11 protein-coding genes are annotated in these 13022 nt (G+C 72.6%); all 11 read left to right on the top strand.

Translation table 11 applies throughout. The features are described 5' to 3' along the window. Positions 1-2 precede the first annotated feature (2 nt). Genes EJK16_RS18790 through nuoL form a run of 11 tightly spaced genes read left to right on the top strand, consistent with a single transcriptional unit; the run spans position 3 to position 12995 of the window. Positions 3-557 (top strand): NADH-quinone oxidoreductase subunit B, encoded by a 555-nt coding sequence (locus tag EJK16_RS18790; RefSeq protein ID WP_127132152.1) that lies wholly within the window; start codon positions 3-5, stop codon positions 555-557. Next, positions 554-1363, top strand: coding sequence for an NADH-quinone oxidoreductase subunit C (locus EJK16_RS18795; RefSeq protein WP_127132154.1), 810 nt, complete (start codon positions 554-556; stop codon positions 1361-1363). Before EJK16_RS18790 ends, EJK16_RS18795 begins: the two co-directional genes overlap by 4 nt. Then, complete coding sequence (locus tag EJK16_RS18800) at positions 1363-2712, top strand: NADH-quinone oxidoreductase subunit D (protein ID WP_127132156.1); 1350 nt, start codon at positions 1363-1365, stop codon at positions 2710-2712. Before EJK16_RS18795 ends, EJK16_RS18800 begins: the two co-directional genes overlap by 1 nt. Continuing rightward, entirely contained in the window at positions 2712-3593 is an 882-nt protein-coding gene (nuoE, locus tag EJK16_RS18805) for an NADH-quinone oxidoreductase subunit NuoE (protein WP_127132158.1), read from the top strand. Before EJK16_RS18800 ends, nuoE begins: the two co-directional genes overlap by 1 nt. Next, a complete protein-coding gene (nuoF, locus tag EJK16_RS18810) occupies positions 3590-4915 on the top strand; it encodes an NADH-quinone oxidoreductase subunit NuoF (RefSeq protein WP_127132160.1) in 1326 nt (441 codons plus the stop codon). Before nuoE ends, nuoF begins: the two co-directional genes overlap by 4 nt. Then, a complete protein-coding gene (locus EJK16_RS18815) occupies positions 4912-7551 on the top strand; it encodes an NADH-quinone oxidoreductase subunit G (protein WP_127132162.1) in 2640 nt (879 codons plus the stop codon). The genes nuoF and EJK16_RS18815 overlap by 4 nt, the downstream gene beginning before the upstream one ends. Continuing rightward, positions 7548-8906: an NADH-quinone oxidoreductase subunit NuoH gene (gene nuoH, locus EJK16_RS18820; protein ID WP_127132164.1), complete on the top strand. Its 1359-nt coding sequence runs from the start codon at positions 7548-7550 to the stop codon at positions 8904-8906. Before EJK16_RS18815 ends, nuoH begins: the two co-directional genes overlap by 4 nt. Further along, positions 8899-9615 carry an NADH-quinone oxidoreductase subunit NuoI gene (gene nuoI, locus EJK16_RS18825; protein WP_127132166.1) on the top strand — a complete coding sequence of 239 codons (717 nt, stop codon included), beginning with the start codon at positions 8899-8901 and terminating at the stop codon, positions 9613-9615. The genes nuoH and nuoI overlap by 8 nt, the downstream gene beginning before the upstream one ends. Next, positions 9612-10688: an NADH-quinone oxidoreductase subunit J gene (locus tag EJK16_RS18830; RefSeq protein WP_240646170.1), complete on the top strand. Its 1077-nt coding sequence runs from the start codon at positions 9612-9614 to the stop codon at positions 10686-10688. Before nuoI ends, EJK16_RS18830 begins: the two co-directional genes overlap by 4 nt. Beyond that, positions 10685-10984 carry an NADH-quinone oxidoreductase subunit NuoK gene (gene nuoK / locus EJK16_RS18835; protein ID WP_127132168.1) on the top strand — a complete coding sequence of 100 codons (300 nt, stop codon included), beginning with the start codon at positions 10685-10687 and terminating at the stop codon, positions 10982-10984. The genes EJK16_RS18830 and nuoK overlap by 4 nt, the downstream gene beginning before the upstream one ends. Before the next feature lie 40 nt (positions 10985-11024). Next, positions 11025-12995 (top strand): NADH-quinone oxidoreductase subunit L, encoded by a 1971-nt coding sequence (nuoL, locus tag EJK16_RS18840; protein WP_127132170.1) that lies wholly within the window; start codon positions 11025-11027, stop codon positions 12993-12995. Positions 12996-13022 lie beyond the last annotated feature (27 nt).

Consider the following 13022-nt stretch of genomic DNA (forward strand, 5'->3'; position numbering starts at 1 on the left):
ACATGGGTATCGAGGAGAAGGCACCGGCCGGGTTCATGCTCACGACGGTCGAGAAGATCGTCGACTGGAGCCGCGGCACGTCCCAGTGGCCGGTGACGATGGGGCTGGCCTGCTGCGCCATCGAGATGATGGCGGCCGGCACGCCGCGTTTCGACATCGCCCGGTTCGGCATGGAGGTCTTCCGCGCCTCCCCGCGCCACGCGGACCTGATGATCGTCTCGGGCCGCGTGAGCCACAAGATGGCCCCCGTCGTCCGCGCCATCTACGACCAGATGGCCGAGCCCAAGTGGGTCATCGCCATGGGCGTGTGCGCGTCCTCCGGCGGGATGTTCAACAACTACGCCGTCGTCCAGGGCGTGGACCACATCCTCCCCGTGGACATCTACCTGCCCGGGTGCCCGCCCCGGCCGGAGATGCTCATCAACGCGATCCTCGAGCTGCGCAAGCAGATCAAGTCCTCCCCCCTCGGCGTCAACCGCGAGAAGGCGGTCCGCGCCGCGGAGGAGGCGGCTCTCGCCGCCACGCCGACCCACCAGATGAAGGGCCTGCTGGCGTGAGCGACCGCAACGACGAGAAGCAGTCCGCGGCCGACGCGGCGCAGCCGGGCAAGGTGAGCGCGGAGGTGGGGCAGAGCCCCACCGCCGGCGCCGCCGAGGCCGGCGCCCAGAACATCCCCGCCGGCCCGCGGGGCGGCCGCACGCAGCTCGAGATCGTCGCGACCCGGCACGGGCTCTTCGGTGCCGAGGACTCCGGCGACACCTCCGGCATGGGCGGCCTGGTCAGCGTCATCGCCATGCCCCCCGCGTCCGAGCGGCCCTACGGCGGCTGGTTCGACGAGGTCGTCGACGTCCTGACGGAGGTGCTGGGCACGCAGGGGCTGGACGCGGACGCCGTCATCGAGAAGGTCGTGGTGGACCGCGGCGAGCTGACGATCTTCGTCGCCCGCGAGCACATCGACACCGTCTGCCGGGCCCTGCGCGACGACCAGGACCTGCGGTTCGAGCTGTGCCTCGGCGTCTCCGGGGTGCACTACCCCCAGGACGCCGGCCGCGAGCTGCACGCCGTCTACCACCTGTTCTCCGTCACGCACGCCCGGCAGCTGCGCCTCGAGGTCGCCTGCCCCGACGCGGACCCGCACATCCCCACCGTGGTGGACACCTACCCCGGCAACGACTGGCACGAGCGCGAGACGTGGGACCTGTTCGGCATCGTCTTCGACGGTCACCCCTCGCTCGCCCGCACCGCGCTGCCCGACGACTGGGTCGGCCACCCGCAGCGCAAGGACTACCCGCTCGGCGGCATCCCCGTGGAATACAAGGGAGCGGTCATCCCACCGCCCGACAACCGGAGGTCGTACCGCTGATGACCGCGTCCACCAACGCCATGCCGCACGCCGCCGGGCCGGCCGGCGAGGCCCCCGGCGCGCCCGAGTTCGTCGCCGACGGCGGGGACTGGGCCGAGATCGCCGCCGAGGCGGAGCGTCTCGGCCAGGAGCGCATCGTCGTCAACATGGGACCGGTGCACCCCTCCACGCACGGCGTGCTCCGGCTCATCCTCGAGATCGACGGCGAGAGCATCCGCGAGCTGCGCGTGGGCACCGGGTACCTCCACACGGGCATCGAGAAGAACATGGAGTTCCGCAGCTGGACCCAGGGGGTGACGTTCTGCACCCGCATGGACTACGTCGCGCCGTTCTTCCAGGAGGTCCCCTACTGCCTGGGCGTGGAGAAGCTCCTCGGGATCACCGACGAGATCCCCGCGCGCGCCACGCTCATCCGGGTCCTGCTCATGGAGCTCAACCGCATCTCCTCCCACCTCGTGGCGATCGGCTCGGGCGGCAACGAGCTCGGCGCCACGACGATGATGACGGTCGCCTTCCGCGGCCGCGAGGACATCCTGCGCATCTTCGAGCGCATCTCCGGGCTGCGCATGAACCACGGTTTCATCCGCCCCGGCGGGGTCGCCCAGGACCTGCCGCCCGGCACCACCGACTACATCCGCGAGCTCCTGCCCAACATCCGGCTCTCCGTCAAGGAGCTGCAGGACCTCGCCGCCGAGAACCCCATCTTCAAGATGCGGCACATCGACGTCGGCTACATCTCGCTCGCCGGCGCGATGGCGCTGGGCCTGACGGGCCCGTGCCTCCGGGCGGCCGGCCTGCCGCTGGACATGCGCAAGGTCCAGCCCTACTGCGGCTACGAGACGTTCGACTTCGACGTCCCGGTCCGGGACAAGTCCGACGCGTACAACCGGGTCATGCTGCGCTTCGAGGAGTGCTACGAGTCCCTCAAGATCGTCGTCCAGGCGCTCGACCGGCTCGACGCCACGCCCGGACCGGTCATGGTGGCCGACAAGAAGATCGCCTGGCCCGCGCAGCTGTCCATCGGCCCCGACGGGCAGGGCAACTCCCTCGAGCACATCAAGGAGATCATGGGCACCTCCATGGAGTCCCTGATCCACCACTTCAAGCTGGTGACCGAGGGCTTCCGGGTGCCGGCCGGGCAGGTCTACCAGGCCGTCGAGCACTCCAGGGGCGTCATGGGCGTCCACCTCGTCTCCGACGGCGGGACCCGGCCCTACCGGGCGCATTTCCGCGACCCGTCCTACTCCAACCTCCAGTCCACGGCGATGATGACCGAGGGCGGCATGATCGCCGACGTCGTCGTCGCCCTGGCCTCGATCGACCCCGTCCTGGGAGGGGTGGACCGCTGATGAACGAGACCTACGCGCCCGAGGCCGACGCGCGCCTGCGCACCGAGGCGGCGCAGATCGTCGCCCGGTACCCCGACCCGCGGTCGGCCCTGCTGCCGATGCTGCACCTGGTCCAGTCCGAGGACGGCTACGTCTCCGCGCGCGGCATCGCGCTGTGCGCCGACCTGCTCGACCTCAGCCGTCCCGAGGTCTCCGCCGTGGCGACCTTCTACAGCCAGTACAAGCGCCACCCGAACGGCGAGTACACCGTCGGCGTGTGCACCAACGCCCTGTGCGCCGTCATGGGCGGGGACATCATCTGGGACCGGCTCACGGACCACCTGGGCATCGGCAACGACGAGACCACCGCGGACGGCCGGATCACCCTCGAGCAGGTCGAGTGCAACGCCGCGTGCGACTACGCGCCCGTGGTGATGGTGAACTGGGAGTTCTTCGACAATCAGACGCCGACGTCGGCCGTGGACCTCGTCGACCAGATCGCCGCCGGCGTGCCCGTGCACCCCACCCGCGGGGCCGACACCGTCGCGACGTTCAAGGAGATCTCGCACGTCCTCGCCGGCTTCGAGGACGGCCGGGCCGACGAGGGACCGGGCGCGGGGGAGGCCACGCTGCTGGGCCTGCGCATGGCGCGCGAGAACGGCTGGACCGCGCCCCGCGTGGTGCCGGGCGCGCCGGCGGAGCCCGACGAGGAGCCCGCCGCCCAGTCGCCCGCCGACGCGAAGTCGCCCGGAGCGGCGCCCGCCGCCGACGTCGCCGCCGCGGCGGCCGCCGGCACGGCGCCCGTCGGGCGCGAGCAGTCCAGCGCCGAGCGCAAACCCACCACCGAGTCGGACGTCTCGCCAGAGCCGATCCGCGATGAGGGCAAGGGGAACGTCCAATGACCATCACCGCCCCAGGCCGGCTGACGCCGGTCCTCAGCGACATCTGGGACGTCCCGAGGTCCTGGAAGCTGGACACCTACCGCGACCACGGCGGCTACGAGGGCCTGGCCAAGGCCCTGACCATGGCGCCCGCGGAGGTCGTCAACCTCGTCAAGGAGTCGGGCCTGCGCGGCCGCGGCGGCGCCGGGTTCCCCACCGGGCTGAAGTGGTCCTTCCTGCCCAAGCCCGACGGCGGACCCCGCTACCTCGTGGTCAACGCCGACGAGTCCGAGCCGGGCACCTGCAAGGACGTCCCGCTCATGCTGGCCAACCCGCACTCGCTCATCGAGGGCATGGCCATCACCTCCTACGCCATCGGCGGCCACCACGCCTTCATCTACCTGCGCGGCGAGGTCGTGCACGTCTACCGCCGCCTGCTCGCGGCCGTGCGCGAGGCCCGCGAGGCTGGGCTCATCGGCACCGGCCTCGGCCCGAACGGTGACTACGACCTCGAGATCACCGTCCACGCCGGCGCCGGCGCGTACATCTGCGGCGAGGAGACGGCGCTCCTCGACTCCCTCGAGGGCCTGCGCGGCCAGCCGCGCCTGAAGCCGCCGTTCCCGGCGGTCGCCGGCCTGTACGCCCGCCCCACGGTCGTCAACAACGTCGAGTCCATCGCCTCGGTCCCGGGCATCCTGGCCAACGGCAGCGACTGGTTCACGTCCATGGGCACGCCCAAGAGCACGGGGCACGGCCTGTTCTCCGTCTCCGGCCACGTGACGAACCCGGGCCAGTTCGAGGTGCCCTTCGGCATCACGATGCGCGAGCTCATCGAGATGGCGGGCGGCATCCGGGACGGGCACCGCCTGAAGTTCTGGACCCCCGGCGGGTCCTCGACGCCGATCTTCACCGAGGCCGAGCTCGACGTGCCCCTGGACTACGACTCCGTCGGCGCCGCCGGCTCCATGCTCGGCACGCGCGCGCTGATGGTCTTCGACGAGACGACCTCCGTGGTGCGCGTCATCGCGCGGTGGACGGACTTCTACCAGCACGAGTCGTGCGGGAAGTGCACGCCGTGCCGCGAGGGGACCTACTGGATGAAGCAGGTCATGCACCGGCTCGAGGCCGGCAAGGGCCTGGACAGCGACGTCGACCTCCTGCTCGACGTCGCGGGCAACATCGCGGGCCGGTCGTTCTGCGCCCTCGGTGACGCCTCCGCCACCCCGATCCAGAGCGGGATCAAGTACTTCCGGTCCGAGTTCGAGGCGGGCACCACCACCCCGGCCTGGGAGCTCTTCCCCTACGAGGCCTCGGCCATCTTCAGCGAAGCGGGTGTGCGATGACCGCCACGACAGAACGCTCCACCGCCGCCGCGGTGGAGCTGCACACGGTGACCGTCGACGGCGTCGAGGTCCAGGTGCCGGGGGGCACCCTGGTCATCCGCGCCGCCGAGAAGGCCGGCATCCAGATCCCCCGCTTCTGCGACCACCCCCTCCTCGAGCCTGCGGGCGCGTGCCGGCAGTGCCTCGTGGATGTCGCCACCCCGGACCGCGAGGGCAACCTCCGGGCCATGCCCAAGCCGCAGGCCTCCTGCACGCTCGAGGCGACGCCCGGCATGGTCGTCAGCACGCAGCACACGTCCGAGGTCGCCGAGAAGGCCCAGCGCGGGATCATCGAGTTCCTCCTGATCAACCACCCGCTCGACTGTCCCGTCTGCGACAAGGGCGGCGAGTGCCCGCTGCAGAACCAGGCCATGAGCAACGGGCGCGCGACCTCCCGGTTCGACGGCGTCAAGCGGACCTTCCCCAAGCCGCTGAAGATCTCGTCGCAGATCCTGCTCGACCGGGACCGCTGCGTCCTGTGCCAGCGCTGCACCCGGTTCTCCGCGCAGATCGCCGGCGACGCGTTCATCGCCCTGCAGGGACGCGGCGGCGGCACGCCCCGCAGCGAGGTCCACGGCCTCAACGGCTCGCAGATCGGCACGTTCGACGAGCACGTCCTCCACTTCGCCCCCACGGGGGAGGAGGGCCCCGTCGTCCCGGCCACGGACCTCACCGGGCCCGACGGGCGCCCCGGCGTCGTGGGCGCGCTCGCGTCAGGGCCCCTCGGCGTGGCGGAGCAGGACACCTCCGGGCGTCCCTTCTCCTCCTACTTCTCCGGCAACACCATCCAGATCTGCCCCGTGGGCGCGCTGACCTCCGCGGCCTACCGCTTCCGCGCGCGGCCTTTCGACCTGGTCTCCACCGCCTCCGTGGCCGAGCACGACGCCGGCGGCTCCGCGATCCGCGTGGACCACCGCCGCGGCGTGGTCGTGCGCCGCCTCGCCGGCGAGGACGCCGACGTCAACGAGGAGTGGATCACCGACAAGGACCGCTTCGCCTTCCCCTGGCAGAGCGCGCCGGACCGCCTCACCGTCCCCCTCGTGCGGGACGCCCAGACGGGCGAGCTCGTCCCCACCAGCTGGTCGGACGCGCTCGACGTCGCCGCCCGCGCGCTCACGGAGGCCACCCGGGCCGGCGGCGTCGGCCTGCTGCCCGGCGGCCGCCTGACCCTGGAGGACTCCTACGCCTGGTCGAAGTTCGCCCGCGTCGTGCTCGGCACCAACGACGTCGACCACCGCGCCCGCGCGCACTCCGCCGAGGAGGCGCAGTTCCTCGCCCACCACGTGGCCGCCACCGGCCTGGGCGTGACCTTCTCCGACCTGGAGCGCGCGGGCCAGGTGCTGCTCGTGGGCCTGGAGCCCGAGGACGAGTCCGGCACGATCTTCCTGCGGCTGCGCAAGGGGATGCTCGCCGGCGGCGTGCAGGTGGCCACCCTGGCCCCGTTCGCCACGCGCGGCAGCACCAAGATGCGGGCCCAGCTCGTGCCCGCCGCCCCCGGCACCGAGCCGGAGGTCCTCGGCGCGATCACGGCCGGCGCCGCCGACGACGCCCTCGCCGGGCTGGCCGAGCGGCTCGCCGCGCCGGGCGCGGTCATCCTCGTGGGCGAGCGGGCGGCGGGCGTGCGCGGCACGCTCTCGGCCGTCTCGGCCCTCGCCGAGCGCACCGGCGCCCGCCTGGCGTGGGTGCCCCGCCGCGCGGGGGAGCGCGGCGCCGTCGACGCCGGCCTCCTACCGGGCCTGCTGCCCGGCGCCCACCCCGTCGCTGATCCGGTCGCCCGCGTCGACGTCGCCACCGTGTGGGGCGTCGAGCGCGTGCCGTCGACGCCGGGCCGCGACCTCACCGGGATCCTCGCCGCCGCGCGCGACGGCGAGCTGGGCGCCCTGGTGGTCGGCGGCCTCGAGCCGCTCGACCTGCCCGACCCGGCGCTGGCCCGCGCGGCCCTGGCGGCGGCGGGCTTCGTGCTCCAGCTGGAGGTGCGCCGCTCCGAGGTCAGCCGCTACGCCGACGTCGTGCTGCCCGTGGCGCCGCCCGTGGAGAAGGCCGGCAGCTTCGTGAACTGGGAGGGACGGGTGCGGCCCTTCGGGCAGGTCCTCGTCTCCCGGGCCCGCTCCGACCGGCAGGTCCTCGCCGCCCTGGCGGACGAGATGGGCACCGCCCTGGGGCTGGACGAGCTGTCCGCCACCCACGCCGAGCTCACCGAGCTCTACGGCTGGGAGGGGCGCCGCCCCGACGCCCCGGCCGCCGCGGCGGCGCCGCTCCCCGCGCCCGGCGCGGGGCAGGCCGTGCTCGCGACGTGGAAGTTGCAGCTCGACTCCGGGCGCGGGCAGGACGGCGAGCCGCACCTCGCCGGCACCGCGCACCGCCCCGTCGCGCGCGTCGCCCCGGCCACGGCCGCCTCGCTCGGCGTCGCCGACGGCGAGCCGGTCACCGTCGCCGGCCCCGCCGGCGCGATCACCCTGCCGCTGCAGCTGACCACGATGCCCGAGCACGTGGTGTGGCTGCCGCAGAACTCACCCGGGTCGAGCGTGCTGGACGCGCTCGGCGTGGGCGCCGGCGCCGTCGTCGGCGTCACGGCCACGACGAAGGAGATCCGGTGACCACGCTGCTCGCCTCCGCGGCGCCGACCGCGGACTTCAGCCACGACGTGTGGTGGCTCTGGGTCCTCAAGGCCGTCGGGATCCTCGTGTTCCTCCTCGTGTCGGTGATCATGGCCCTGTGGGTCGAGCGCCGCGGCCTGGGCCGGATGCAGACCCGCCTCGGCCCGAACGTCTCCGGACCGCTGGGCCTGTTCCAGGGGATCGCGGACGCCCTCAAGCTCGTGCTCAAGGAGGACATCAACCTCAAGGGCGCGGACCGGTTCCTCTACCACCTGGGCCCGTTCATCGCGGCCTTCGCGTCCTTCATGGTCTACGCGGTGCTGCCCTTCGGGCCCGAGGTGAGCCTGTTCGGCCGCACCACGCCGCTGCAGCTGACCGACATGCCCGTCGCCGTGCTCTACATCCTGGCGGTCACCTCGCTCGGGGTGTACGGCCTGGTCCTCGGCGGATGGTCGTCGAACTCCACGTACCCGCTGCTCGGCGCCGTGCGGTCGTCCGCGCAGGTCATCTCGTACGAGCTGGCCATGGGCCTGTCGCTGGTGAGCGTCTTCCTCGTGTCGGGGTCGATGTCCACCTCGCAGATCGTCAGCTCCCAGACCCAGCTGTGGTGGGGCCTCGCCCTGCTGCCCGCCTTCGTCATCTACTTCATCTCCATGGTCGGCGAGGTCAACCGCCTGCCCTTCGACCTCCCTGAGGCCGAGGGCGAGCTCGTCGCCGGCCACATGACCGAGTACTCGTCCATGAAGTTCGCGTGGTACTACCTCGCCGAGTACATCAACATGTTCAACGTCTCCGGGGTGGCCACCACCCTGTTCCTCGGCGGCTGGCGGGCCCCGTGGCCGCTCTCCGCCGTCGGCGACGGCGTCCTGAACACCGGCTGGTGGCCGGTGCTGTGGTTCGTCGTCAAGGTCTGGATCCTCATGTTCGTCATGATCTGGATCCGCGGCACGCTCCTGCGCTTCCGCTACGACCAGTTCATGAAGCTGGGCTGGAAGGTCCTCATCCCCGTCGCGCTGGCGTGGCTCGTCGCGGTCGCCGTCGTGCAGGGGGTGCGCCAGTTCACCGACACGGACCTGACGACCATGCTGCTGTGGATCGCCGGGGCCTTCCTGGTGCTCATGGTCGCGCTGCTGGTCTGGCCCGAGAAGAAGCCCGAGGAGCAGGCGCCGGCGACGGCCGCCCGCCCCGACATCATCGCGCCCACGTCCGACTTCGACGCCTTCGCGGGCGGCTACCCCGTGCCGCCGCTGCCGGGGCAGACCCTGCCGCCGTCGCCACGCCGTGCCCGACGCGAGGCCGCCGCGGCGGCCGCCGGGGCGCCGTCCACCACCCACAAGGAGGGTCAGGATGTCTGAGGAGAGCTCCCCCCGGGAGGAGGGGAAGGCCGTCGGCCGGCGCGGCAAGCGGCGCGGCGAGGTCGAGAAGTTCGACCCGGCGCGCCTGGGCCCGGCCGAGAAGGGGCCGGTCGGGAAGCTCTTCGCCCCCGTCGCCGGCTTCGGTGTGACGATCTCCTCGATGTTCCGCCCGGTCGTGACCGAGCAGTACCCGTTCGAGAAGGTCCCCACGCAGCCGCGCTACCACGGCCGCCACCAGCTCAACCGCTACGCGGACGGGCTGGAGAAGTGCATCGGGTGCGAGCTGTGCGCCTGGGCGTGCCCGGCCGACGCCATCCTGGTGGAGGCCGGCGACAACACCCCGGAGGCGCAGTACTCCCCGGGCGAGCGGTACGGCCGCGTCTACCAGATCAACTACCTGCGCTGCATCTTCTGCGGGCTGTGCATCGAGGCGTGCCCCACGCGCGCCCTGACGATGACGAACGAGTACGAGCTCGCCGGGCCGAGCCGCGAGGGGCTGATCTTCGAGAAGCAGGACCTGCTCGCGCCCATGCTCGAGGGCATGCTCGCCGCCCCGCACCCGATGGCCGAGGGCACCGACGACGACGACTACTACCGTGGCGAGGTCGGCGGGCCCAGCGAGGGACAGGTCGAGTGGGTGCGTGAGCGCCGGCCGAGCGACCCCACCCTGCGCACCGTCCGCGTGGCCACCTCCGGGGGGACGAAGTGAGCGCGCTCGCCCTCGCCCTGCCCGCGGCGGCCCAGCCGCCGGCGGCCTTCTCCACCGGCGAGACGGTGCTGTTCTGGGTCCTCGCCCCGATCATGGTCCTCGCCGCCCTCGGGCTGCTGTTCTCCCGGCGGGCGGTGCACGCCGCGATGAGCGTCGTGCTCGTCATGGTGTGCCTGGCGTTCCTCTACGTCGCGCAGGACGCCCCGTTCCTCGGCGCCGCCCAGGTGGTCGTCTACACCGGCGCCATCATGATGCTGTTCCTGTTCGTCCTCATGCTCGTGGGCGTGGACTCCTCCGACTCGCTGCACGAGACCATCCGCGGCCAGCGCTGGGTCGCCGTCCTCGTCGGCGCGGGCCTGCTCCTGGTCCTCGCGGGCGTCGCGGTCTCGGCCACGATGCCGGACCCCGCCGGCCTGACCGCCGCGAACGCCGACACCAACCCGGTGGGCGTCGCCCGGCTGATCTTCTCCGACCACGTCTTCACCATGGAGATCACCGGCGCGTTGCTCATCACCGCCGCGCTCGGCGCGGTCACGCTGACCCACAACGAGCGCATCCGCCCGCGCGTGACGCAGACCGATCTCGCCGAGGCCAAGATGCGCGCCTACGCCGCGGGCCGGGGCCGCATCAACCAGCTGCCCGCGCCCGGCGTCTACGCCCGGTCCAACGCCGCCGACCTGCCCGCGCTCTCCGCGGCCGGCGAGCCCATCGTCTCCTCCGTGCCGCGGGTGCTGCGCATCCGCGGCCAGGAGCGCACCATCGCGGACGTCAGCCCTGAGACCGTCGAGGCCATCGCCCGCGCGAGGTCGGGCGAGACCGGCGCGGGGCTGCACGGCGGCGACGCCACCCGCGCCGTCGGCCAGGCGGCGATGCCCGGCATGCGCGGCGAGGCGCCACCGGTGCCCCGCGTGCCCGGCAGCCCGGGGGCCACCGCCGGGGAGGTCGCGGCCGTCCGGCCCGGCGACGCCGCCGGGACCGGGTTCGCCGGCGAGGACGCGGACGCCCACCAGGGCGACGGCGCGGACGGCGCCGCGCGCGTCGCCACCGAGGGTTCCACGAAGGAGCAGGGATGAGCCTCGTCAACTACCTGGTGCTGGCGTCGGTCATCTTCGCCATCGGCGCCACGGCCGTGCTCGTGCGGCGCAACGCGATCATCGCCCTGCTGGGGGTCGAGCTCATGCTCAACTCCTCGAACCTGGTGCTGGTGACCTTCTCGCGGCTGCACGGCAACCTCACCGGCCAGGTCGTCGCCTTCTTCGTCATGGTGGTCGCCGCCGCCGAGGTCGTCGTGGGCCTGGCGATCATCGTGTCCATCTTCCGAACTCGCAGGTCAGCGTCGGTCGACGACGTCAACCTCCTGAAGCACTGACGGGGTACGCGTGAGCGCCACCATGTTGGGTTCTCTTTCCATGCCCGCGGCACTGGCCGCCGGTGTGCCCGCCGGCCTGCCCGCGGCGGTGACGGCCGGGCCCGCCCCGGCCACAGGCGTCGCCGCGCTCGCGTGGCTCCTCGTCGCGATCCCGCTGCTCAGCGCGGGCGCGCTGCTCGTCGCCGGGCGGCGGGCGGACCGCTGGGGCCACTGGGTCGGCGTCCTCGCCTCGGCCCTCAGCTTCGTCGTCGGGCTCGGCGTGCTGGTCCAGCTCCTCGGCCTGCCGGCCGCCGAGCGGGCCCTGCGCGTGCACCTGTTCAGCTGGATCCCCGCCGGGAACCTCGACATCGACGCGGCCCTGCTCCTGGACCCGCTGTCGATCACCTTCGTGATGCTCGTGACCTTCGTGGCCACGCTCATCCACATCTACTCCGTGGCCTACATGGAGCACGACGTCGACCGGCGCCGGTTCTTCGCCTACCTCAACCTCTTCGTCGCCTCGATGCTGCTCCTGGTCCTCGCGGACAGCTACGCGCTGCTCTTCGTCGGCTGGGAGGGCGTCGGCCTGGCCTCCTACCTGCTCATCGGGTTCTGGAACTACCGCACCGACTACGCCGTCGCCGCGAAGAAGGCGTTCGTGATGAACCGCGTCGGGGACGTCGGCCTGCTGCTCGCGATGGGCGTGATGTTCGCGGCCTTCGGGGCCGTGGACTTCGCCACGGTGCTCGGCGCGGCCGGCGGCGCGGGGGAGGGCGTGCTCACCGCCATCGGGCTGCTCCTCCTCCTGGCCGCATGCGGCAAGTCGGCTCAGTTCCCGCTCCAGGCCTGGCTCGGGGACGCCATGGCCGGCCCCACGCCCGTCTCTGCCCTCATCCACGCCGCGACCATGGTCACGGCCGGGGTCTACCTCGTGGTGCGCTCGGGCCCGCTGTTCACCGGCGCCCCCACCGCGCTCCTCGTGGTCTCCATCGTCGGCGCGATCACCCTGCTGTTCGGCGCCATCGTCGGCTGCGCGAAGGACGACATGAAGAAGGTGCTCGCCGCCTCGACCATGTCCCAGATCGGGTACATGATGCTCGCCGCCGGGCTCGGCCCCATCGGCTACGCCCTGGCGATCTTCCACCTCGTCACCCACGGGTTCTTCAAGGCCGGCCTGTTCCTCGGCGCCGGGTCCGTCATGCACGGCATGGACGACCGGGTGGACATGCGCGGCTTCGGGGGCCTGGCCCGGTACATGAAGGTCACTTGGGTCACCTTCGCCCTCGGGTGGCTGGCGATCCTGGGGATCCCGCCCCTGTCCGGGTTCTTCAGCAAGGACGCCATCATCGAGGCCGCCTTCGTGGGCGAGGGCTGGCAGCCCTGGGTCCTCGGCACCGTCGCCCTGGTCGGCGCCGGCATCACCGCGTTCTACATGTCGCGGCTGTTCTTCATGACCTTCCACGGCAAGGCACGCTGGGAGAGTGCCGGCGAGGCGCAGGTGCACCCGCACGAGGCCCCGGCGCTCATGACCGTCCCCATGGTGATCCTGGCCATCGGGTCCGTGGCGCTGGGCGGGCTGCTCGCGGCGGGCGGGGGGTTCGCCAGCTGGCTGGAGCCGGTGACCGGGCACGCCGAGCACGGCGAGCCGGTCCTGCCCGCGACGGTGATCGTCGCGGCGACCCTGGTGCTCGTCGTCCTCGGCGCCGGGCTGGCGTGGCGCATGTACGGCGCGGCCCCGGTGCCGGTGGCCGCCCCGCGGGGCACGGTCCTCACGCGCGCCGCGCGCGCCGACCTGTACCAGGACGCCGTCAACGAGGGCGCCTTCATGCGGCCGAGCCAGTACCTGGCCCGCTCGCTGGTCTACGCCGACTCCGCCGTCGTCGACGGCGCCGTCATGGGGGTCGCGCGCTCGACCGCCGGGCTCGGCGGGGTGCTGCGCCGGTACCAGAACGGGTACGTACGCTCCTACGCCGCGCTGATGCTCACCGGGGTCGTCCTGGCCCTGGTCGTCGTCCTCGCCTCTCGCGTGTAGAGCCGAGAGGAACAGGTAGAGGAAACC

Origin of the sequence: Georgenia sp. SYP-B2076, from assembly GCF_003991205.1 — a bacterium.
Taxonomy (GTDB): Bacteria; Actinomycetota; Actinomycetes; order Actinomycetales; family Actinomycetaceae; genus Georgenia.